We start from the raw sequence: 21,986 nt of genomic DNA, 5'->3' as shown, positions 1-21,986 counted from the left end.
TGATTGCTTATCCTGGTGGGAAAATTTGGGAGTTTACCGATGTGGGGTTGGTGGCTTCTCTAGCGCTACTGAGTCGGGCCGCAAGATCTGACTGACTTACTTCAGTTGGCGAGCCGCTGTGCGCGGGCAGGCTGTGGCGAACCGAGCTCCCGCGTCCCGCCGTATCTCGGCCCTGCGGGCGTCCATCCTTCACGCCTTCGGCTGTGCCAGCCTGCGCGCTCCGCTTGCGCCGGTAACTCAGCGCTTTCCGACGTTCTGTACCCGAGCAGTTTATAGAATCTAAACATTGATACTTCTGCTTCATTCAAGTGTCTATTCTATTGTGACTTGACAGTACCAATTGCTTAGGAAGCTCCCATGTCCAAACTCGCAGAATTCCGCCAGCTTGAAAAACATCTTGCCGAACAGCTCCAAGCGCTTGAAGCCTTGAAGGATGACGTCGGTCTCAAGAAAGAAATTGAATTCGAAACTAAGCTGCGTGATTTGCTCGCAAAATATAGCTACAGCTTGAAAGATGTGATCAACCTACTTGATCCACAGGCTGGTCGTCGCACTCCGGTATCTGAGCCTAAGGCCACACGTAAAGCCCGCCAGGTTAAGGTTTATAAGAACCCACACACCGGTGAAGTCATCGAAACGAAAGGCGGGAACCATCGCGGCCTTAAGGAATGGAAAACTGAGCACGGCGCAGCGACTGTCGAGTCCTGGTTAAGCAAGTGATCTTGGATTGGGCAAATAAGGGCCAGTGATGGCCCTTTTTTTGCCTAAAGTTTTGGTGCGCCTGCAGCGCTCTGAGCAGTAGAGCACCTCCTCCCAGCAGCGCGCCCATTTCTCTCTCCAAGTAAATGGTAGGCCACAGGTCGTACAGGTTTTGACTGGAAGCTCACTCTTTTTCAAAATCCCCTGCCTTCATCCATTTCTGCGAGCAACCACTGTCCACGTTGCCACAGCGCCTGCTGTTTGGATTCATCCATGTGGTCGAGGTTTTTATAAATCATGGCCATGCGCTGATTGCCGCGAAGGCGGTCGCCGTGGCGCATCAGAAAGTGCCAATACAGCGAGTTGAAAGGGCAAGCGTCGTCAGTCGTACTTTCGCTTACTTTGTACGCGCAGCCACGGCAATAGTCAGACATACGCTTGATGTACTGCCCGCTCGCGCAGTAGGGTTTCGAGCCTAGATATCCGCCGTCTGCGTGCATAACCATACCGAGTGTATTGGGCAGCTCCACCCAATCGAAAGCGTCCATGTAGATCGCCAGATACCACTCACATATCTGACGCGGTGCAATACCTGCCAGCAGGGCGAAATTGCCAGTCACCATGAGACGTTGAATGTGGTGAGCGTAGGCATGCTCAAGGCTCTGGTTGATGGCTTGGCGCATGCAATTCATCTGCGTGTCGCCCGTCCAGTAGAACTCTGGGAGCGACCGCGAATTACCGAATGCGTTGCCGTCGGCATAGTCAGGCATCCTCAGCCAGTAGACGCCTCGGACATACTCCCGCCAGCCGATCAGTTGTCGAATAAAACCTTCGGCAGCGTTCAGCGCAATGCTGCCCGACAGGTACGCCGATTCAACATCGCTGCACAGCTGACGAAGATCCAGCAGTCCAATATTCAGCGCGGCGCTTATTCGGGCATGAAACAGGAACGGCTCGTTACTGGCCATCGCGTCTTGGTAGTCGCCGAAGGCTGCCAGGCCCCAGTCGAGGAAGTAATCCCAGAGGGCCTGAGCTTCGGCATGGGTTACCGGGTAGTCGAATTTGTCGAGCGTGCCGTAGTGGCTTGCGAATCTTTTGGCCACCAACGCCAGTACATCGCGAGTAATTGCGTCAGGAATAAAACGCGCGGGTGATGGAGACCTTGCGCCCTTGGGTAAAGCCTTTCTGTTTTCCGCATCAAAGTTCCATGCGCCTCCGACCGGGCTGCCGTCCCCATTGAGTAATAGCCGGCTCTTAAGGCGCATCTGGCGATAGAAGAACTCCATGCGCAGCTGCTTTTTGCCATTCGCCCAGGTAGAGAACTCGGCACGGGAGCAGAGAAAGCGAGAATCCGAATGCCATTTTATCGCTAAACCACAGTCCTTTATCGATTGCTCCAAGCGCCAGTCGCCGCACTCGGTGATGTGGATTTCATCCGGTCGCAAGAGTGCGTGCCACCGCTCTAACTCGCGAGGCACCGATCCAGTGTTTTTTGGGTCATCGAGTTTTACGTACTGCACCTTGACACCCCGGTGCTGCAAAGACTCGGCGAAGTGGCGCATAGCACTGAAAATAAGGGTGATCTTTTGCGGATGATGAGGAACATGGCTGGCTTCTTCCATCACCTCGACCATGAGCACGGTATCGCATCCGATATCAACCGTCTGCAGTGAGGCGAGATCGAACGACAACTGATCACCTAGGATCAGTCGCAGGCTGCTAGCGCTATTCATCATTACCTCTGGCAGGCGACGTCTTGCTGCCTGGGTCGCGCTTGGTAACAGGCACTACGCAGCCCTCATCGCGACACCGAACGCTGCCATCAGGATGGGGCAGCCATGTTAGATGCGGACGCAAGCGACAAAATAGGCGATAGCCAAGGTTTAGAAGTGGCCTAGTCGACCGCCATGATAACGGCACGGCCCAGATACCAAGGCCCGCTGCTCGCCAGCTCCAAAGCGTAGCGTCTAAGCCAGTGACCCAGGTTCCATCGCCCAACCTAGCGTGCAGTATCGACTGCATTTCAACGAACGAGAACCCTAGTGATTTTGCGTCGAAGGTAGGATCGCTGATGTCCACAAACAGGAGACGATCCGGTGCTGCTCGCGCATTCAGGATATTGATCTCCCGGGCGCAAAGAGGGCACTCGCCGTCGAAATACAGCGTCAGTGGCCACCGCTCATTCTTGTACAACTGCTGATACCTTGTATAAGTTTTTAGACAAGATATGCTCAAAAAACTTCGATGACAACCGGGCCTAATCCTCGAAACGACATCAGGTTCCAAGCGGCGCCTGATCGGGGATTTCAGGTTTGCTTCTGGCGCTGGAGCTAAGACGTGTGGTCACGGCAGCTTGCCAACCTGACGGTGACGTTCGTCGCCTCACTGCTTTTCGTTCGTCTGATAGCTAAACGTGTTGCTGATCACGCCGATAGACCTTTTAACACCCAACAGGCGGTTTCCCATGTTCAATACAAAAATCAAGAACCAGCTCCAGGCTCAAACAGCTGAGCTTTCGGAGTTGCGCCAACTGCGTGATGGCCTACACCGTGAAATGCTGACGCTGAGTATCGATACTAATTTTGCAATTACCGCCTGCAACGACAATTTTGCACAGGCTTTGGGGTACACCCAGAATCAGCTTATAGGTCGTGCCATGGCCGACATTGTTCCGCAGTACGTTTCCAAGCTCCCCTGTTTTCACAATTTTCGGGCAGCCGTCGCCGCCGGGAAATCGATCTCTGATGAATACAGGTACCTGCATGCTGATGGCTCATTGGTTTGGATTCATGCTCATTGGCAACCCGTAACCGATGCGACTGGCCGGTTGAGTCATATCGCAGGCTATGCGACGAACATTACGTCCAGAGTGGAAAAGGCATCGGAAAACGCCTCGTTCATTGACGCGCTACTGCGCTCGACGGCGGTCATTGAGTTCGATCTATCCGGGCATGTGCTCATGGCGAATGAGCAGTTTTTAAAAGCGATGGGTTACAGCCTGGGACAAGCGCAAGGAAGTCACCATCGTATTTTCTGTCGGCCAGAGGAGGCTTCTTCCCAGCAATACAGGGATTTTTGGTTGACGTTGAACAAGGGTGAGTTTGTCGCTGGCCGATTCCAACGTGTTGATAGTCGGGGTCAGACGGTATGGCTGGAGGCGAGCTATAACCCGGTCTACGACACCGAAGGAACACTGCGCAAGGTCGTTAAGTTTGCAACGGTTGTTACCGAACAGGTTGCCCGTGAACACCAAGTCAGTGATGCGGCACAAACGGCATTTGAAATATCCCAGCAGACTGACGTTACTGCTCAACGTGGTGCGATAGTGGTTAACGACACTATGCACACCATGCGCAAAGTCGCTGGGGATATGCAGGCTGCCTCGGGTGGCGTCGAAGCGCTTGGAAAGCAGTCGCTGTTAATCAGTTCGATCATTCAGACGATCAGTAGTATTGCTCAGCAAACGAACCTTTTGGCATTAAACGCTGCGATTGAGGCTGCACGCGCAGGTGAGCAAGGCCGAGGTTTTGCAGTCGTCGCGGATGAGGTTCGACAATTGGCCGGGCGCACCAGCACGGCGACTGAGGAAATCGCATCGGTTGTTTTGGAAAATCAAAAGCTGGTGGATCAAACCATAGCGGAGATGGCGAACAGTAAGTCCCAAGCTGAGCAAGGTCTTGGGCTAGCCACGCAGGCAGGGCAGGTTATTGTTGAGATTCAGGACGGAGCCAAGAAAGTTGTTGAAGCGGTTGGTAAGTTTGCGACTCAGGTGGCTTAGCACGCTCAATCGTACTGCGTTGGAGTTCGCCCCTAGGGAGTTGTCGAGTGTGTGCAAAGTGAGACTGAACAACACATGCTTGGCGAGATCGACGGTTCGGGCTTGTTAGGGTTGTCGTTGAGCTTCGGCCCTCGTTACCAGTCGTAGTCATATCCGACAAACCAACCACGCTTGGCTAGTTGTTCAGTTACGTCATGACGCCCGCGTCACCAAATAAACGGTGGTGTCTGGATAGTAAATACCTGCCAGCGACATCGTCGACACCTAGGTCTCGCGGTCGAAGTACGATAGAAAATGCCAACCGCCAGTTGTACTCCCCACGTGTGGAAAATTGATCGCAGCTTTGCCTGTTATGTAGTGTTCGCGTGAGACGCGTTTGAGATCAAAATCAAAAAGCGGCTACCTCATGGGAGTTTTTTGAGCCGGGCTAGGCCCTGCTTGATGTGTCCGGCGTTCTCGCCGATTGTCTCCAGAGCACCACGGACGTTGTTTCCTACATGCACATGTCCGTGGGCTTCTACGTGGAGCGTCAATTCCATCAGGGCTGCCTCTAGGGCGAGTTGATTTTGGTGCATCCTTTCCAGCACATCCGACAACGAGTATTCCTTAGGCATTGATGTGATCTCCTTCAGGGATGCTGAGCATAGCGCAAGATACGAAATGGTTAGGTGCCTCGCGGACAAATACAGAGGCTCATCAACCTTGAACAAATCATTGATCGCGTCCCCCTAACTCTGTGCAGATTGCCTCAGGCCGAGTTTTTTCCTAGGGAAGGTTAGAGGCCAGCAGTGCACTATTGTGCATACCTCGAAATACCTTCTGATCTCCATCCAGCGATTCGATGTATTCGGAAAGTGCCTTGGCGGTGACCAAGCCCGGTTATTGAGAAGGACTCATTACTTACTCTGCTGTTTGTGCCGGACATACATCACAGCGCTGCCACCGGAAGCATTACGAGCCTGAAGCTCGAAGGCGTGCGGGTAGCCTTTGATAAGGTCACTCAGTTTTTTGTAGCCATGAGTCCTGGGATCGAAATCTGGCCGCAGCTTCGTGATATTCGCGCCAAGCGCGCCTAGGTGGGCCCACCCATCCTCGTCAGCAATGTCGTCGAGGATCTTGGCGATGAATCCCACAGGGGCTTTGGGCTTTTTAAGCGGCTCAGCCTGCGTGGCTACACTGGGCTCGCTGGCGCTGGTAGCGGATGTCTCGGATAGCTCACTTTTGGGGAGGGGAAGGGCATCCTCACGTAGCAATTCGATGTAAACGAACTTGTCGCAGGCAGCCACGAACGGCTTCGGTGTTTTCTCTTCACCGAACCCATATACCGTCAGTCCCTCTTCACGCAGGCGAGAGGCGAGGCGGGTGAAGTCGCTGTCACTGGAGACTAAGCAGAAACCGTCAAAGCGTCGGGTGTACAATAGATCCATCGCATCAATGATCAATGAGCTGTCGGTCGCGTTCTTCCCTTTGGTGTAGGCGAACTGCTGGATGGGCTGGATGGAGTGATCCAGCAGCACTTTCTTCCAACCGGCTAGCTGTGGGCCAGTCCAGTCGCCATAGATGCGCTTGACGCTGGCAACACCGAATTTGGCTATCTCTTCGAACAAACCTTCGACGATTGCTGCTGGGGCATTATCAGCATCGATTAGAACTGCCAAATGCTTCTGTGCATTGGCGGGTATGTGTGTGGCCATGGATCATCCTTGAGTGAAAGCACTGCACACCAACGTATGCGCTATGCAACGACTTATGAAGGGCACCTCAATACCTGTGTCCTCGCAACGCTCGCGTACCGCCGCTGCCTCGAAAGAATCTTCATCCTTCAGCTTTCCGCCAGGCGTCGACCAATAGGTCATGCCCGTCAGAGCACTGCCTGAAACCGAATTTTAAAAAGCAGCAGTCGATTGTTTGGGCTGATTATCAATAAACGCGCCGCTAAGCGCTTTTTCGTTATCCTGCTCCGCTCCGGGGATGACGACTAACCAATGACGTCCAATACCTCGTTTCCCTTCATCCTGCGAACTTCCAGTACATAGTCGGCAATGTTAGGAACGGCATAATCGACAACTAGCTCGACAACCTTCTTCTTAGGCTTGCCCGTGCGCGTAACAGGATAGTCCACGATTTTACAGAAGATCTCCGTGCCGCGACGGTGCGGCATGGGCCAAGTATTGCCCGAGTTCATGTGACACAGCCAGATGGCGTCGGCATAGGCCGGGATGAAGGTCGACGAGTCGAGGGTAAGGACATCATGTTCGAGCTTGCGATAATCGCGAGCGCCAAGCAGGCCGTGGAGGCGCTGCTCCTCGGCCCAGAAGAAGACTTTGCCGTTGATCAACTCATACCATTGACGTGGTGTCGTACCGCCCGTGAGTGCTGTAATCAACCGGCCTTCAGGCATGGGTTTCTGATCACGCAGTACAATACTGGAGGGGTCGCCTGACTTCACATCCATTTTCTGCCCGCGATGCTCACTCTCATATCGAGCGCGTTCACCATCTGCCACTGCCAAGTGATCCAGAACCGCCGTGGTACTCATCAGTCCGCGTGTGCGAATGCTGTCCCAGGCTCCGCGTTCGGCCATGTGATAAATGCGAGGGTAAAGCTCTATCAGCTTTTCCAGATCCATGTGTTATCTCCTGTCCGAACGTGCAGTCCAGTTGCGTCGATCGATCAGAGAGCGTAGATCGCTAGCGCCGGGGTCTCTGGAAAATCGGGTATTGATAAGCGAGACAGGCGCCTGAGAAACGCGCTCCAGCTCCTCGACAAATTTGATTGTGTCCGGATCAAGCTGCTCGAACCTGCGCGCCTTGCTATTGGATGACTTCAAGTAATCGGCAAACGTCAGGACTATGTCTGTCGGAGCGTTGAGGGCGCATGCTCTTCGGAACTGATCCCATTCGAACCATCCTACCCGCCGGCTGCGCTTGGTGGTGGAGGTTTTCTCTGCGGCGTTCAAAGCCTTGGCTTCAAGGCCTGCGAAAGCTGCGATGTCATCAAAGCTCGTCGCATGTTTAAGCGTCCCGGAAGTATGCCCATCCTCACCATCTGGGTCGCCTACACGAATTGGCATCGGGCGAATGACCATCAGAATTTTGCGGATCCTACTCGGCGATATTCCTGCCTCAGCCAGGCATCCTGCAACGTTCGTATCTCTGGACGTCACGTGAGGATAATCTCCGTGAAAGATACTCAGCCCGCTGCCCTGAGTTCCCTCCAACAAAATGGAATGACCGTTGCGGTAGGCTTCTTCCAAGCGGTCAGAAGTGCAGCCGTGATAGTTGCCAGGAGTGCCGACGTACGGGCGGAGCTCTTCTACATCTCTTGCGAGCCGAATATCTCTGCCCCTGCTCAAAATACGTCGAGCAGCGGCTGCTCCACTTCCGCTTCCTGTGGATGCAATGGTTGAAACCAGATGCCCACTCCTCTCTGTCCCGATATCTTCCTCCTCGATGATGGTGGCCTGGGGATCAATGAAAAGTCGATCTTCGTCGATACCGCACTCCTCGATTTCCTTCAAAAGCCCTGACAAATGAATCGTCATGCCAGGGCCGAGAAGTAGTCGCGCCGTTACGTCCCGCGACCCAGAAGGCAGATGGTGGTAAGTGTAGGGGCCGGCAGAGCTGGCTACTGTGTGTCCGGCATTGGGCCCACCGACACGAATCATTACGTCGTACTCGCGCGCAAGGTAGGCGACGATGTTGCCCTTACCCTCGCTGCCGTACTGCCCGCCGATTAGCACATCTACGCATCTGATTTCAGGCGGTGTATACAGATGCAAACGGGCGGCAACCCGCACGAGTGTGTCATTTGAGTCCGAGCGTTCGGTGTAAACACGGACGTCGGCATCATCTTTCAGCGCCTGGATCTCTGCCTGATCCCTGAGCTGATTAACCTCGTCATAAGGCAAAGGATTGGTTTGGCCCTCTATTCGCTCTGCATAGCGTCCTTGGAGCGTAGGGTCGCTTGCGTAGAGGTGCACATGCACAAGGTTTGCTCCGAAGACCTGTCGAAACTGTAGTACCTGCGCCAGCGTATTCAGGTGATCCACGACTAGCGGTCGGTCATCATTCTCCTGCCCGCATACTGCCTGGGTTTCCCGGAGCATCCATTGGTCAACGTCTCTTGCTCCATCACGACGATCAAGCATGTCGGGTTGCGCCATGCCAAGGCGCCACTCGGGATCATCAGTGTCTCGACGATCGTAAACCACGGCGAAGCCGAACTCCTTCACCAACAAGCTGGCCAATCCACTCTTGCCGCTACAGGTCTTGCCACTGATCACTACGATCTGCCGAGTTTCCATGCGCTACATCTCCCAGATTCCCATTATTTCATCCGCAATTTGAGACGGGGTGTACCTGTCCGTTTCGAGAATTTTGTCCGCAAAACCTGAGAGCGAGCGGGCGCTCTGCTCGTTTGGATGCAACACATCGTTTCTATATTCGTTCAGGGCTGTTGCACTACGCTTAGCGTACCTCCGCTCCAGGAGAGACTCGGGCGCGATGATGTGCACGTGCTTTACCGCCTCGCCGAAACGGAGTCTGAACAATTCAACCTGCCGGGGCTTGCGGACGGCATCCAGTAGCCAGTTTTCGACGTCTGGCCGAGTTTGAATGGTTGGGTTTGCCACGGATTCTATGAGCCAGGAGAAATCGGTGGCCTTGTCGAAAGAATCGCCGAGTTCTTGGAGGTTATGACGATCAAGTGGCTCGCCCTTTGAAACTAGGTGCGCACGTAGAAAGGAGCCGCTGCTTATCGGAACAAAACCATAAAACTCTTGGAGCGCAGAGGAAACCGACGTCTTGCCACTGGCCATTGGGCCACTTAAGAGAAGTAGTCGCTTCACGTTTTGACGATCCCTGTCTAGCGAAACCAATATAGCGATGAAGCGTAGCTCAGTTGGCAAATTTGGCCGGGATTTCGTGGATCATAGTCAGGCATAAGTTTGCTGAGTGCGCAATAAATGGAACTGATCCGATGATAACTAAAAGACTCGTGATGGCATTTTGATTGTGCATCCTATTTGACCTTGCCATGATGCCTAGTCAAGATTTTTAAGGGATGAGGCTGGATGGAAATGACTTCTCTCAGGCTGCTTCACCGCAGCATGATTTCAATCGACAGCGACATGCAGCAGTTCTTGGTCACCACGGGCGCCGTGAGCTTCGATTGTCTATTCTCGACCCGTGACACCCCCTTCGTACTGACGCTTACCGCCCGTGGCGAAACTAGGGGTTTCTTCCGTTTCGAGGTGTTCAACGGCTACAGAATCAGGGACTACTTTGGTGATATGTATGGCGACCTGGTTGCGGTACTCAGGTCGGACGGGACGAGTGGTGAGCGGTTGAAACCCAAGGATTTCCTAGAGCAACTGAACCAGGCCATTCCGACTCAGGCGACCGTCCGAGCCAACCCCAAACCTTCAGAAATTGTCCGCTTGCGTCCCGATATCATAGAGGATCGTGAGAAACCGTATTTCAATGCATGGATCTATTGGAAGGAGGACAGCGGTCGACACCCAAGTGAGGAGAACCAGCATAAGACGCTTTTACTACTCGGGCCTGAGGCCGCGCAGCACAGTAGAGAGCGAAATGCGTCATCGCGATGGAGTGCTATCGACACTGGCGGGGCTTGGGAGGCCTCTTAAGGCGCCACAATGTTCCCTCTATCGCGTGTTTTTCTGTGAAGTAAGATGCTGTACTCGCTGCGGTGCCAGTAACGTTTCGACTAATGGCCAACGGGTTGGATCAACGCCGAGACAATCGTTCTAGATGATGATACTGCGAGGGACGTGGTCAACTATTCTGCAGCGATATGTCACTGCTCCACATCCCAAGCATTCGAAGTGCTTTCTGGTGTTGTTGAGAGCTTGGTGAAATAGGATCGAGCGGAGCCTGTTTGGATGACTGCCAGCATCGACAGCAGCCAAACGCTGTGGCCTGATGGTGATTGGGCCGATTTAAAGGAGGAGAGCGTCATGGAGTTCGCGGAGCCGATTCGCCATCACGCTGAGCGAGTATTTGGGTGCAAAGTAAAGGCGGCGGTGTGGATGATGCATCCGAGAGCTGCATTTGAAGGCATTAGTGCGCTGGAGTATGCCCAGAGCGACATAACGTATCAGCATGTCATAGAAGAGCTAGAACGAATCAATCATGGGTTCGCATGCTGATTTAATCGCCAGATGAATGGCTGTGCTACAGCGTTGTAGCATCTGCATTTGGCTTTCGGTGCAATCATCAATTAGGCCAAGCTAATTAGACGCTTGGCCCTCGGCTCTAGGATCTGGCCGGCCTGAAGCTTGCGATCACGGGCCGACAGTTCTCTGCCGACGTATGCGTCCGGCAAAGTCATCTAAGCAGCGCTTTGCGCGCCCTAGCATACGCCAACGGTATCGGACTGGTAGGTGTTGGCCGTTCTGGGGGCAGAAAGAGTTGCGTGGTGGCACTTTGCAATTTTTGGCAGAGGGCTTAATCTCGGATTCTCTCTGTGCCACGGACAGCCCTTGTGATTGAGAATCTGCTCATACGCGGCGTATCAAGCTATTCGCCTAACGCCCCGACCCTCATCGGCCCTCTAAAGCGTGTGAGCATGCTTTACGGGCAAAATGGCACCGGTAAGAGCACGATTGGCAACTACCTGCAAACGCCAGGCGAGGCGTGCTACCAGAGTTGTAGCATGGCGCCTGCTGACCCCGAACGCGAAATTTTGGTCTACAACCACACCTTCATGGAGATGAACTTCCATGAAGACGTAGCGCAGCCTGGGGTGTTTACACTCAACGCTGGCAACATTGAGGCCGAGAATGCTCTGAATGCTGCGCAGGCCGAAATCAAGTTGCTGTCGACCCTGCAAGAGGAGGAGATGGCCAAGGGCAAGGCGAGTAAGGCGGCCCGAGACACTGAGAAGCAGGCATTGAAAGACGGCCTGTGGAAGCTCAAAACACCGTTCGATGGCTCACCCTTGGCCTACTGCTTTCAAGGCGTGAACACCAAGGATCGTCTGCTAGAGAGGATCCAGACTACACCTGAAGCACCGGGTGCCGTCACAACTGCCGAATTGATGGCGGAGGCCACTGAGCTTCAGGCGGCAACGGACGCGCAGTTGCCCTCTATTTCGTTTGTCGGCTTCCCAAGCTCCGAGCTTGAGCCCAACCCTATTTTCAGGGAGATCATCATGGGCACAGACAACTCCTATTTGGCAGGTCTCATCCACGCGCTCGGCCACTCCGACTGGGTTCAGCATGCGCTCTCATTACCCCCCATCGATGGCGATTTATGCCCCTTCTGTCAGCAGCCGTTACCGGAAGGTTTTCATGGCGAGATTGCCAAGATCTTCGATAAAACCTACGAGCAGCGCATACGTGACCTGACGAACCTGCAACGCCGTTACGCCGGAGCTGTCGAGCAAGCGCTGCAGCGCCTGAGTAGCCCGATCTACCAGAAACCCTCGTTTCAACTGGCTATCGCTAACCTAACTGCAGCCCTTCAGCGTAACGTTCAGGCTATCGAAAAAAAGATGGCAAGCCCGTCGATTGTAGTTGAGCTAGAGTCCAGCGCTGGGTTGGTTGAAGCGTTTAATGAGTGCATTGCAGTCGAGCAGGAAAAAATCGACGCCTTCAACCTCAAGGTCAAAAACAAGCAGGCTCATCTCGCCCAGATCAAGGATCGATTCTGGGGCGTGCTCAGGACTTCAGCTAGTGCGTTGCTGGATCATTATGCTCAAGAGGATCAGACGCTGGCCCTGGCTCAGCAAGAAGCCAGGGACAACATTGAGGCGCTGCGGGTCAGGGCCAGGGCTGAGCGCGAAATCATCGCCCAGTCTAGGGCCGCCATCACGAATATCGACCAGTCGGTTGACAGTATCAACCACTGGCTCCGCATCCTCGGACTCAAAGGTTTTGAGCTGACCAAGGAGGAAGGAGATGTTCCTCAATACAGGTTGCAGCGCCCCGAGCAACGCGCGGGTGTGTTCAAGACGCTGAGTGAGGGCGAGAAAACGCTCATCTCGTTTTTGTACTTTCTGGAAGTCTGCAACGGTGAGCTGAACGCGACTGCGGAAAGGTTGGTCAGCGATCGCATCATCGTAATTGATGATCCCATTTCAAGCTTGTCCCACAATTTCGTGTATGACATTGCCTCCCTGATCAAGCGCCATGTGATCAGCCCGAACTCCCGCTTCCAGCAGGTGATTATACTGACCCACAACCTGTTTTTCTTTCACGAGATGGTCAAGCTCATGAACGAAGACGGAGGGCGTGGCCGGGGTAACGGTGGTCAGCAGGAAGGCCAGTTGGCGCTGTTCCGGATCACCAAGTCCGAGTACAGCGCCGTGGTTGCTATGCAGCCCAAGGAGATCCAGAACGACTATCAGGCTTTCTGGCAGGCCATCAAGGACGCCCTGAGTGGCCGCACATCGGTCACCGTCATCCCGAACATGATGAGAAATATCCTGGAGTACTACTTCACGTTCGTGCACCGCCAAGACAAGCTCGCCAAGGCGCTCGAAGATCTGAGCGATGAAGATCCACAATTCCGCTCGTTGTACCGCTACATCAACCGCGAATCCCACGCTGATGCCGTGAATATTACCGATTTTGGTGAGATCGACCCGACGGTGTACGTCGAGCGCTTCCGCCAAGTGTTTGTCAGAACAGAATTTCAGGAGCATTACGACAAGATGATGGGATAGCGCTCGCTTATTTCTTGAGCCGGGAGATGGGGACGACGTGCGTGGCCGCTTGCAGCGGAATTTTCACAACAACGGCTAATCCAAAGTCTAATTCGCTGAGAATGCGCCAGGAGTGAATCGTTTTTTACCCTTCCGCTGGGCTTTCCAGGCTCTGGCTGCACTGATAGCATTGCGCCTGCAGCTACTACCAAAGGACTCTCCTTCCTGCCAGTCATCCATCTGCTCGCTTTGCACGTGGTGTAAAGGCTATCAGCGGCCCGCTGAGATCAGATGGAGAATACGCCATGAACAATCATGGAAAAGTTGTCCTGGTTCGCCAGTACAACCGATTCCGGTTCGGGCAGTGGGAGACCGTGTGCATGCACATGCGATCCCTTCCGCGCCGTTAATTTGAACGTACCTAGGTGGTAGCTGCACCTCCCCTCAGTTTTGATTCTCGTCTCTTCGTTGCCATGTTGCAGTTACATCAGCCCATACCTACCGCCGCAGTCGGTAGGTGTTGTCGGGGCGGGTTATGGCAGCTGGTTGCATTCCCTAGCGGCCTTCGTTTTCCTGTTCTCGGTGATCAGTCGCCGAGCTCCGACTTCACGATAGCGCGGATTTCGTAGAGTTTGAGGCTCACCTCATGAAGCTTGCTGATGAACTCGTCCAGCAGTTCATTGGTGACGTCGAAGTATCGATTTTTCTTGTCCAGCCGACGGTGCAGTATTTGCTGGTTGGCCTCGTCGGTGATGGGGTAGGCATGCACTATGTCCGATCGCCTGGTATTGAGTGCTTGGAACATGTCAGCCGCGATCCGGCCAATAGGATCCACCTCCGGCATCGTATCCTTGGCTTTTTTAACGCTTTTGCGGAACCCGCTCAGGATATCTCCACCTGTTTTCGCCTGAAGCTCCGTGCGATTGATACGCGGATCCATATGGTGGGCGACTTCGGCCATGAAGCTGCTCAGCGAAGCAAAGCCATATAGCGCTACGCCTAGTCGGTAGATGTATCCATCGTCAGCAGGTAATGCGAGACGGGTGAGTCCTCTGATGCTGTGAGTGTTTAGCTCGGTTGTCATGGTGCGTATTCCAACTTCTTGGTCAGGTACGGTAGAGTCCGAGTTCAGCGATGCGAACCCGGACTGTGTTTTGCACGAGATGGCTGATTTACTTGAGCTTGCTGCGGAGCCAACTCATCACATCGATCAAGATTTTCAGCCTGCGGTAGAAGTTGTCCGTGTCGACTAGGAAACCCAGTTGCTTGCGAAGCTGCGCTATCTCGCTCATCACAGCCCTGTGCATATCTGTACCGGGCTGGCCTGCGGCAACCATCTCCTGCTCAACCTCGCACAGCCGGTTATGCCAGGCAATATCGACTGCGTGACGCTTGAAATAGCGGCGGTTGAATACCGAGTGCTTGCTGAGCAAAAACAGGTAGGCCCCAAAGCCTGCCAGAAAGACCTGCAGCGTGCTGATCTCAAGCCCCTGAGTGTTCAGAAACTGGGCGATTTGTGGCGTTTGCCAGCAGCCAACCGCGAACAACACTGGCCATAGGGCAATCGCGAACAGCACTTCATTCGTGTGTGGATAGTAGTTCAGTTGAATAGGGATCAAACGTAGGCGGGTCACGGCAACTCCTGTGCGTGGGCTGTCCTGGCCTGAGGGGCCTGAACTCACTCAAGCTTCCGGTTTTGCCTGGGCTCGATGCAACTCAAGTGGATGCATTTGGTGTCCATTAGTGCATTTGGTATCCACCTGCAAGAAAAGCGGCGCACTCAACACGTTGTTAGAGCGACATTTCCCTCTTTGTGAGACAGCCCTCAGTACCAGTGTCGGAGGTTGCTCAAGAGTAAGCGTCTGGCGAAGTCACCTTGCCCTTTCAATGGATGCCGTGCTGACCTGTGCAAGAGTTTTCCCCGTAAGCTTACGGTGTGGGGATCGCTAAAGACCATATATCATGCCAAACGACAGGCCGTCGCACCTACTCCATCGCTGATACTTAAAGGATTATATATGACAGCCGAACTGCACACGGGGGCGCGCGCCGGCTACAGCGCTCTCGACTGGAACAATGGATGCGACGTTAACCTGGGCGACGTCATTCACCAGCTTCCTCAGCTCGTACTGGGCCGTTATGTGGCAATCGCGTGGTCGGATAGCGGGCGCTATGACCTTAGCGCTGCTGAGATCGCTAGCGGGTGGCAACGAGTAGGTGACTTGGCTATCAGTCCTATGATTACGGATGTCGGTCAGTTGCCGACGCCGGGCTTTGATGAGTGGTATGTCTTTGAGCGCTTACCTGATAGGGCGAGGTTAGCCAAATTTAGTAGCGCTATTGCATTTGAACCTTTCGGAGAGAGCGATAAGGTCTACGAGTTCTGGTCACAAATTGAAGATTTGCAACCAACGCACGCTCTGCTTGGCGCCTGTCCTAGCCTTTTACTGATCACTCAGGACGCAGCAATGTATGAGCGTGTACTTGCTTTCTATTTGACCTAAGGACGCTCTGAAAAAGACTTTCAACTCTTGTGAAGGCGGTTGCATAACATACTTCGCCCTCCCCCCGGATTGCTACTAATAGTCTGGTCAACACGCTCGCCGAGCGCTTGCGAAGACGTGTCTAGCTCTGCTGGAGTAGAGCTTTCAGCGCGACGATGTATAGCCAAATCAAACCTTTTCGCCCCGCCCTAGGCCAGCGCTGCCGCCAAACGCTTGTCTCTGTGCCAAACCACATCGGTAATTGCAAACGCCTCTAACGCCTTAGAGGAGTTAATGGCTTGCTCCCTACTCAGCATACTTCCAAGGAAGTTAATACCGCCCCACCGGGAGTTAGAAGCATCTATTACTCGACAGCCTGGCCCGGTTTCACTCTGACGCCACTCCAGTGCAACGCATTGTTTGAGAGATGGATCATTGCCCGTCCCCCAGCCTCCTATGCTTACGGCCATGTCAGCGCCGAACTCGGGATGAGACGCTGTGTAGGTGCATAGGTAAACTGCGTATGCACCTTCTTGGTCATTAACGAACCCGCGAAAGGTTCTAGTTTCGTGACCACATCCGTCGCAATGTCCGATGACTTTCTCATCGCCCAGTTCTATCTCTAAAGCATTATCCATATCCATAAGTATCCTTTCTTCTAAACCATCTTGAACGTACACGGCCTGCCGAAACTGAAAGGGAATTTACCTTGCGCACATCAGGCACGCATCCACTGATGCGGCAGCAGTTGGTCAATCTCACTTGCACGCTGCGCCGGCAGGAAGGTGAGTTGGCCGGACGCTTACGCTTGGTTGCCAGCAGAGTGCGATGTTTGGATGAAGGCTGGCTTCATAGATGCTCACGCCGGCTCTGAGCAGTGTATGTTGCTCGGGAGGTGCAGCAGGGTCGCTGATGCCGGCGTGGATGCCATTTTTAATACAGCATGAAAAAGTACTAAGGCTTTTTACAGTGTCTAGTGGACTGATGGTGGAAGTATAAGCTGGGGTGTGTCTGGCATGACAATTCCACTAGCTCCGGATCTAATCATCGCCACTTCGAGGCCAATAGCCTCGACTGAAAACAGGTCTTCTTCCCAGCGCTCAAACCTCCCATATGCCAGGTTTATCCATTCACTGTAGCTGTCAAATTTATGCTGTTCTAGGCCTAGAAACTCAGGGTAAGTCAATCTGGAAATAATGTTCAGCGCCTGCTCCGCTGTGATTTCACCGTCCTTTTGCATCTTATTAAGAAGGCGCACACAGACCTCGTAACTATGCTCACCGCTCTTGTGGCGAAGCATGGTCACGACTCGCGTATAGCGACCTTTAATTAGCTTCTGGATAATTTCCGACTTTTCATTGCCCTGGATAGCCTTGACTTGGATGCCAGCCACTACACCTTTATAGTCACCAACCTCTGTGGCCAGCTCAGCGTTACCTTGGTCATTGATTCTGTAAAAGTGCATGTCATAGGGGCTTGCAGGATCGTAGAATCTGGCTGTTAACGGATTGTCCTGGAGTTTTTTGTTAGCGGTGATGAAGGGGATGTGCTCACTGGTCTGTTTGTTGCTTACTTCCCCTATAAGCCGTCCTGTGCACCAAGCAAAAGTGCGGCGACCTATCGTAAATGGGTTGTCGCCACATTCCCTACAGAGCGCCGCCTCCATGACCAACCCCTTGAACGACTCAATAGGACGTCTCGTGGATAATTGCCAGTACTTACCATTTATAGTGGCATTTCCACTTGCAATTGCATCTCTGAAGGTGATGTTTCTGAATTGGAGTTCGAGTAACGCTTCTTTCGCCTCTGATGTAAGGCTAGGATCCTGTGCATTGAAAATTTGGGGGCTTACATCCTTGATAAGCAACTTATCGCGAATTGAGATCAACGGTGCATCAAAATCAAATGGTGTTTTAATGAGCATGATCAATTCCATTCGTTGACCCTGGCAATTCCATGCATCGATCGCGGGGATAGAACGCTCCATCGGATACCTCTGTGAGGTCTCAATTTCATAATGCCACTACCGGCGGCGTTGAGCTACAACGCAAGCGTGTATCCTCGCTTCGCAGGATGGCTACTTTCCGTAGCGATGTCAGTTGCGGGCAACGGTTGATGTGCACAGGTTGAGCACCAGAGCAGTCTCGGTCTGACTCAACCTGTCGGCTTTCAGCGCTTGAGCAGCCTAAAAAACAACCATTTTTGCGTTTTTAGCGGGTGCAGCCTGGGCGAGAGAGGGGAGCAGCGCCACTGACTTCGTTCAAGCTTGTCCTTTTCGCCTCGTCGCGCTTCGGACGGAGCACGGAGAGTGTTCAGCATGGAAGGCAAATTGATACCATGGGGTGCTAGAATCCTGCACGCAGGAAACGCCACCTCCAAGGGACGGGGAAAAAATCCGTGTCGCGCCGGTGGAAACCGTTGGGTATTCGAGTAAGGAAGATCGATGTACATAGGTTTCGAGCTGAACGATTACCAGCCCCTGCGCGAGGTTCATTCCTATGAAACCGATGCGTTGGAAGAACAGGCAAAAGGCACCTTCGACAGGCTATCGGAATACATGGTGGGCAAATTCCAGGGCAAGGATGTCATTGACGCCGGACAGCTGGCTGACCATCTGTTCCCGACTAAGAGGGCCCATGTGTTCCTGTCACATTCGCATCGGGACGCTGACCAGGCGATCGAGCTGGCTGTTGCCCTGCAGGACAAAGGGCTGAATGTGTTCGTAGACTCTTGTGTATGGGACTATTTCCCTAAACTGCTTGACGCCCTCAACGAGGTGTATGCTGAGCCTAAGAGAAAGCCCGCGGGTGGGGTCGTCTACGACTATAGAAAAGCGACTGACCTGGCTGCCGGCGTTCATATGATGCTCGCGGGCGCACTTCAGGCGATGATCGATCGGTCAGAGCTTTTTGTGTTCCTGAACACCAGTAACTCGGTACCCATGACTAACTTCGCGGGAGTGGATCAGACGTTTTCCCCATGGATCTATTCCGAGCTCCAGTTTAGCGCGACTGCTCGTACCCGGGTTCCTCTTCGACACCAGATCACCATGGACTCCGTGTCGATCGAAGAGCAGCGTCATTTCAAAGCCATCGCGAGTAGTGAGGCATTGCTGTCCTTCAAGGCTTTCAACAAGCATTTGCCCAAGGTTGATGGTGGCGAATTGAGAAACTGGTTCGCAGGTGCCCGCGAGCGCGGAACCGGTGCCCTCGATAGCTTGTATAGCGCTTCAGATATTGCTGAGAACTTCTTCAGGCTGCGTAAGGCGCTGGAGAAGCCAGAGCTATTGGGCTCCTGATCAGGCTGCGACTATCGGCTACAAGACGCGTCTTGTTGAAGGAGGCTGGCCAGGCTATCGCCTCAGACTTGGGAAGGGCGGGAGGAGGGGCAGTAGTTTGTCGAGCGCAGGGAGCGCCTCGGTGAGGCCATCAACCGTTTCACCCACCGCCTCTGATAGCGAGCCTTCTCAGGTAGAAATCCTTGAGGTACTGGGGGAGGCCAAGGTGCTTGCCCGCAGATACTATGACCTCACCGGTAAACCCTTGGGTATCACGGGTGAAGTGGCCGAATACGAAGCCGCCACGAAGCTGAATCTTCGTCTTCATCCGCCGAGGCAAGCCGGCTACGACGCCATCGAGGTTCGCCAGGAATCAAGCAGTTCATGGCCATCGGCACTGTGCGGTGGGTTCGTGAGCAAGAAGACACCCACAGAAGATAATGAGGCTCGACCGGAGACAACCTCTGAGCCCGTCCTGATGACTTGCGTAGGAGAGGCCACCTGATGAACAGAGTTTTTATCGCTATATGAGTTCGAAAGGAAGTGGGTTCTGCTATTTGACTGTGCGTAAGCGGATCTAAAGGAATGGTCATGGCGGGTGTTAAACAGCATTTCATACCGCGTTTTTTGCAAAAGGGTTTCAGAATCCCAAGCAATGGTAAAGAGGTTCACAGCTGGATGTATGACCGGCGAAGAGAGGCTAGACCAACCAATCACAAAACGATTGGGATGGAAGGGCATTTCTATGCGGTAGAAACCGAGCCGGATCTCGATGACAAAATTACCTTAGTCGAAGAGAAGGTGTTTTCACCTTTAATTGACCGGCTTCGACGAGGAGAGCTGGATGATGTGGGCATCCGCGAGCTACCGGATCTGCTAGCTCACTTTGAGATCCGCAGCCGACACGTTCGACAGAACATGGCGTCCGCTAGTGATGCCTGCGTAGAGTACATCCTTCAGCGCATGGCTGATCCGGAGGTGCTCGCCCAATTGCTAAGGCCCCATCTGACCTTGGATTCTCCAGCTTTCGCTCAAGCCATCGGAGAAATGGCAAACGCTGATCAGATCAAGCAGCTACTGGCGCAGCGCCCAGATCTGCTTTCAGGTGAGTTTATTGACGTGCTGGTTCGAGGAGCAGCAACGCATATCACGGCGCTGCTGCCTGGCACCAAAGACATGATCGCGCGTGCAGTGAAACAGAGTCATGTCCGGGTCATGTCCGATTCGGTGTCCCCTGAAAAGCGAGCTGATCGCTTCAAGCCATTGAGCTATAGCCTGGAGACCTACGCACCTGGAGATCTTCCTCTGGGCGATTCAATCGTGCTTTTCCATGTGACGGGGGAGAGAGCTTTCCGCCCGTTTCTCGACAAAGTCGACGAGCTGATTCACGTCATTCTCCCTCTCGCATCCAATCTGTACCTCATGGGTACCGCTGTTGATTATAAGGGCCCCCCCATCTATGACATGCCGCTTGAGATTGCTCGCTGCTCCATGGACTACTTCATCGCGAGTCAAGACAAGCCGCACCTAGCCGACCTGAGGCACCAGATCGGTTCGAATGCTCAATGGGTATCAGGGGCTGAGGTGAATAGCATGATGGATGAGGTCATCCAGAACCTCTTGCTAGGAGAGCCCTGAGGTGCAGCGACAAATGGTCGCTTTCCGTCCGCCGCCTTACGCCAGCATTCGAGCAAAAACGAAGGTCGCTGAGCCATCTTCCGAAGAAGCCATCTACTGGCTCTACAGAGGGAAAGCGGCTAGGCCGCATCATCCTCATCATACATCCCAGGCCGCTTAAGGAGCTTCGTGAAGTTCATGGCTAGGCAGCCTTCGCCGCTCACCAAATCCATTGCTAGCCCCTTGTGAGCCCGCCACATCAACCGGGCCATGTCGATGTAGTGGCGATACGTGGTGAGAATGTCCTCATGGCCCAGTTGGTTAATGATGACTTGCGAGACGGCTGCGACCAATGCGTCGGTGCTCTCCGTCAGAAGCAGGTCGCCATAGGTCGCAAGCAAATATTGCGTCGGCCACCAGTGACGAGTCTGATAAAAATCGATGTGAGGTCTGAACTCTGGCCACTTTTCCATCGCCTTAACTTTAGCGCGGTTGGTTCGGGCCGAAATCATATCGGGCGTTACAGGAGCGCCATTCTTGTTGAGGAAAAGTATGTCGGGTGGGCATTCTTGCCCCGTACGTTCTTTGTAGAGTTTTTTGCGTGCTGCATAATAAGGAGTGATGTAGTTTTCTTGTAAGGCCCGTAGTTCCTCCATGTGAATCACGATGGTACGATCTTTATGGCCTTTGCTGTCGTACACTTTGTAAGTGGTGGTTGCGCCCCGTTTCGTCATTTCCGAGTAGGGCATGATATGGGTGTTTTCAGCATTTCCCAGGTAAGGGAATCTCACAATGTCCATGGGGCGCATGGCTGTCCCAAGAGCAAAAGTGAAAAGTACCGAGTAAACAGGGTCTACATAGGTTTCCAGAAGAGCTTTGATTTCAAAATCTGAAATCAAGAAATCGAATTTCCTTTGCCTGTTTCGTCTGTCGAGGACGTAGATATTAGACGCATCAATTCGCACCTTCGATTGGGATTGAAGATAGTTAAGCATACGCCTGCTTCTGAAGTTGGCTTTCCAGGTTTTAAGAGCGACGTTCACATTGGTAGGAAATTTTTCGCTGCTCAACCACTCAAAAAAAACCATCAACAAATGAGCCTCATCAATGATGCTTTCAGTGGACGGTTTTGCTGACTGCAGGGCAAGTCTTTGGCTCTGCCGATCCGCCTGCCATCGCATGACGTCCCTGTTATCTGCAAGCACATGATAGGTTGAGATGTCCTGGCCTATCATTTTCTCTTGTGTTGACAAAAATTTATAAAAATTGACCAAGATGCCCGCATATCGCGCAGAGGTATGTTGGGATGAACGGGTTTTTTTATACAGAAATAGATTAGGGTGGGACAGAAGTACGCTTTTCCCCTCGAATTCAGCTGTTAGAATATAATGCGAGACTTTTTGTGTTCGGGTTTCGCTTGAAATGTAGGTGATTAATTTTCTGTTGATGGTAATCATGGCTA

21 protein-coding genes and 2 pseudogenes are annotated in these 21,986 nt (G+C 53.2%); 9 read left to right on the top strand and 14 right to left on the bottom strand.

What is annotated here, in order from left to right; all coding sequences use genetic code 11:
- The first annotated feature begins 357 nt into the window (after positions 1-357).
- A complete protein-coding gene (locus BFQ01_RS18315) occupies positions 358-720 on the top strand; it encodes a histone-like nucleoid-structuring protein, MvaT/MvaU family (protein WP_065926368.1) in 363 nt (120 codons plus the stop codon).
- Here the strand turns inward: BFQ01_RS18315 and BFQ01_RS31700 are convergent.
- The 3 genes from BFQ01_RS31700 to BFQ01_RS31695 are packed head-to-tail and all read right to left on the bottom strand — an operon-like array spanning position 709 to position 2,892.
- Positions 709-897, bottom strand: coding sequence for a DUF2256 domain-containing protein (locus tag BFQ01_RS31700; RefSeq protein WP_083244908.1), 189 nt, complete (start codon positions 895-897; stop codon positions 709-711). The two genes, BFQ01_RS18315 and BFQ01_RS31700, sit on opposite strands and share 12 nt — an antisense overlap.
- Positions 894-2,432, bottom strand: coding sequence for a cryptochrome/photolyase family protein (locus BFQ01_RS18310; RefSeq protein WP_065926373.1), 1,539 nt, complete (start codon positions 2,430-2,432; stop codon positions 894-896). The genes BFQ01_RS31700 and BFQ01_RS18310 overlap by 4 nt, the downstream gene beginning before the upstream one ends.
- Positions 2,425-2,892 (bottom strand): thiol-disulfide oxidoreductase DCC family protein, encoded by a 468-nt coding sequence (locus tag BFQ01_RS31695; RefSeq protein WP_083244907.1) that lies wholly within the window; start codon positions 2,890-2,892, stop codon positions 2,425-2,427. The genes BFQ01_RS18310 and BFQ01_RS31695 overlap by 8 nt, the downstream gene beginning before the upstream one ends.
- A gap of 271 nt (positions 2,893-3,163) precedes the next feature.
- On the opposite strand from BFQ01_RS31695, the pseudogene BFQ01_RS33405 reads away from it, so the two are divergent.
- Positions 3,164-3,934 (top strand): annotated as a pseudogene (locus BFQ01_RS33405) (PAS domain-containing protein); the annotation flags it as partial.
- Between the two features lie 105 nt (positions 3,935-4,039).
- Complete coding sequence (locus BFQ01_RS33400) at positions 4,040-4,477, top strand: methyl-accepting chemotaxis protein (protein WP_370671267.1); 438 nt, start codon at positions 4,040-4,042, stop codon at positions 4,475-4,477.
- A gap of 161 nt (positions 4,478-4,638) precedes the next feature.
- On the opposite strand, the pseudogene BFQ01_RS33395 reads toward BFQ01_RS33400, so the two are convergent.
- The 7 genes and pseudogenes from BFQ01_RS33395 to BFQ01_RS18280 form a co-directional block, all read right to left on the bottom strand.
- Positions 4,639-4,831: pseudogene (locus tag BFQ01_RS33395) on the bottom strand (hypothetical protein); the annotation flags it as partial.
- 50 nt (positions 4,832-4,881) lie between these two features.
- The gene (locus BFQ01_RS18300; protein WP_065926366.1) at positions 4,882-5,091 is read right to left on the bottom strand and encodes a hypothetical protein; all 210 of its coding nucleotides are present in this window, start codon (positions 5,089-5,091) and stop codon (positions 4,882-4,884) included.
- Between the two features lie 282 nt (positions 5,092-5,373).
- Entirely contained in the window at positions 5,374-6,171 is a 798-nt protein-coding gene (locus BFQ01_RS18295; RefSeq protein ID WP_065926365.1) for an NYN domain-containing protein, read from the bottom strand.
- A 3-nt stretch (positions 6,172-6,174) separates the two neighbouring features.
- Positions 6,175-6,333 carry an NUDIX domain-containing protein gene (locus BFQ01_RS33390; RefSeq protein ID WP_083244906.1) on the bottom strand — a complete coding sequence of 53 codons (159 nt, stop codon included), beginning with the start codon at positions 6,331-6,333 and terminating at the stop codon, positions 6,175-6,177.
- A gap of 122 nt (positions 6,334-6,455) precedes the next feature.
- A complete protein-coding gene (locus tag BFQ01_RS18290) occupies positions 6,456-7,106 on the bottom strand; it encodes a DUF7002 family protein (RefSeq protein WP_065926364.1) in 651 nt (216 codons plus the stop codon).
- Positions 7,107-7,109: 3 nt separating this feature from the next.
- Positions 7,110-8,783 (bottom strand): adenylosuccinate synthetase, encoded by a 1,674-nt coding sequence (locus BFQ01_RS18285; protein ID WP_065926363.1) that lies wholly within the window; start codon positions 8,781-8,783, stop codon positions 7,110-7,112.
- 3 nt (positions 8,784-8,786) lie between these two features.
- The gene (locus BFQ01_RS18280; protein WP_083244905.1) at positions 8,787-9,326 is read right to left on the bottom strand and encodes an AAA family ATPase; all 540 of its coding nucleotides are present in this window, start codon (positions 9,324-9,326) and stop codon (positions 8,787-8,789) included.
- A 225-nt stretch (positions 9,327-9,551) separates the two neighbouring features.
- On the opposite strand from BFQ01_RS18280, the gene BFQ01_RS18275 reads away from it, so the two are divergent.
- The 3 genes from BFQ01_RS18275 to BFQ01_RS18265 all read left to right on the top strand — a co-directional run bounded on the left by BFQ01_RS18275 (position 9,552) and on the right by BFQ01_RS18265 (position 13,168).
- Positions 9,552-10,127: a DUF6037 family protein gene (locus tag BFQ01_RS18275; protein WP_065926361.1), complete on the top strand. Its 576-nt coding sequence runs from the start codon at positions 9,552-9,554 to the stop codon at positions 10,125-10,127.
- Between the two features lie 255 nt (positions 10,128-10,382).
- Positions 10,383-10,649, top strand: a complete 267-nt coding sequence (locus tag BFQ01_RS18270; RefSeq protein ID WP_256097759.1) for an MbcA/ParS/Xre antitoxin family protein — start codon at positions 10,383-10,385, stop codon at positions 10,647-10,649.
- Positions 10,650-10,984: 335 nt separating this feature from the next.
- Positions 10,985-13,168 (top strand): AAA family ATPase, encoded by a 2,184-nt coding sequence (locus BFQ01_RS18265; protein ID WP_065926360.1) that lies wholly within the window; start codon positions 10,985-10,987, stop codon positions 13,166-13,168.
- Between the two features lie 565 nt (positions 13,169-13,733).
- On the opposite strand, the gene BFQ01_RS18260 is transcribed toward BFQ01_RS18265, so the two are convergent.
- Both BFQ01_RS18260 and BFQ01_RS18255 read right to left on the bottom strand, forming a co-directional pair.
- Positions 13,734-14,108, bottom strand: a complete 375-nt coding sequence (locus tag BFQ01_RS18260; protein WP_141691293.1) for a hypothetical protein — start codon at positions 14,106-14,108, stop codon at positions 13,734-13,736.
- 211 nt (positions 14,109-14,319) lie between these two features.
- Positions 14,320-14,781, bottom strand: coding sequence for a hypothetical protein (locus BFQ01_RS18255; RefSeq protein ID WP_065926358.1), 462 nt, complete (start codon positions 14,779-14,781; stop codon positions 14,320-14,322).
- A gap of 384 nt (positions 14,782-15,165) precedes the next feature.
- On the opposite strand from BFQ01_RS18255, the gene BFQ01_RS18250 reads away from it, so the two are divergent.
- On the top strand, positions 15,166-15,651 hold the full coding sequence (locus BFQ01_RS18250; protein ID WP_065926357.1) for a hypothetical protein: 486 nt from the start codon (positions 15,166-15,168) through the stop codon (positions 15,649-15,651).
- A 952-nt stretch (positions 15,652-16,603) separates the two neighbouring features.
- On the opposite strand, the gene BFQ01_RS18240 is transcribed toward BFQ01_RS18250, so the two are convergent.
- Positions 16,604-17,617, bottom strand: a complete 1,014-nt coding sequence (locus BFQ01_RS18240) for a hypothetical protein (RefSeq protein WP_141691292.1) — start codon at positions 17,615-17,617, stop codon at positions 16,604-16,606.
- A gap of 456 nt (positions 17,618-18,073) precedes the next feature.
- On the opposite strand from BFQ01_RS18240, the gene BFQ01_RS18235 reads away from it, so the two are divergent.
- Positions 18,074-18,928 carry a toll/interleukin-1 receptor domain-containing protein gene (locus tag BFQ01_RS18235; protein WP_065926355.1) on the top strand — a complete coding sequence of 285 codons (855 nt, stop codon included), beginning with the start codon at positions 18,074-18,076 and terminating at the stop codon, positions 18,926-18,928.
- Between the two features lie 570 nt (positions 18,929-19,498).
- On the top strand, positions 19,499-20,545 hold the full coding sequence (locus BFQ01_RS18230; RefSeq protein ID WP_065926354.1) for a DUF4238 domain-containing protein: 1,047 nt from the start codon (positions 19,499-19,501) through the stop codon (positions 20,543-20,545).
- A gap of 119 nt (positions 20,546-20,664) precedes the next feature.
- Here BFQ01_RS18230 and BFQ01_RS18225 read toward each other — a convergent pair whose 3' ends face one another.
- Positions 20,665-21,981: a hypothetical protein gene (locus BFQ01_RS18225; RefSeq protein WP_065926353.1), complete on the bottom strand. Its 1,317-nt coding sequence runs from the start codon at positions 21,979-21,981 to the stop codon at positions 20,665-20,667.
- Between the last annotated feature and the right edge of the window lie 5 nt (positions 21,982-21,986).

Origin of the sequence: Pseudomonas sp. 8 R 14, from assembly GCF_900005955.1 — a bacterium.
GTDB lineage: Bacteria > Pseudomonadota > Gammaproteobacteria > Pseudomonadales > Pseudomonadaceae > Aquipseudomonas > Aquipseudomonas marginalis.
This window is presented reverse-complemented; position numbering and strand designations above follow the sequence as displayed.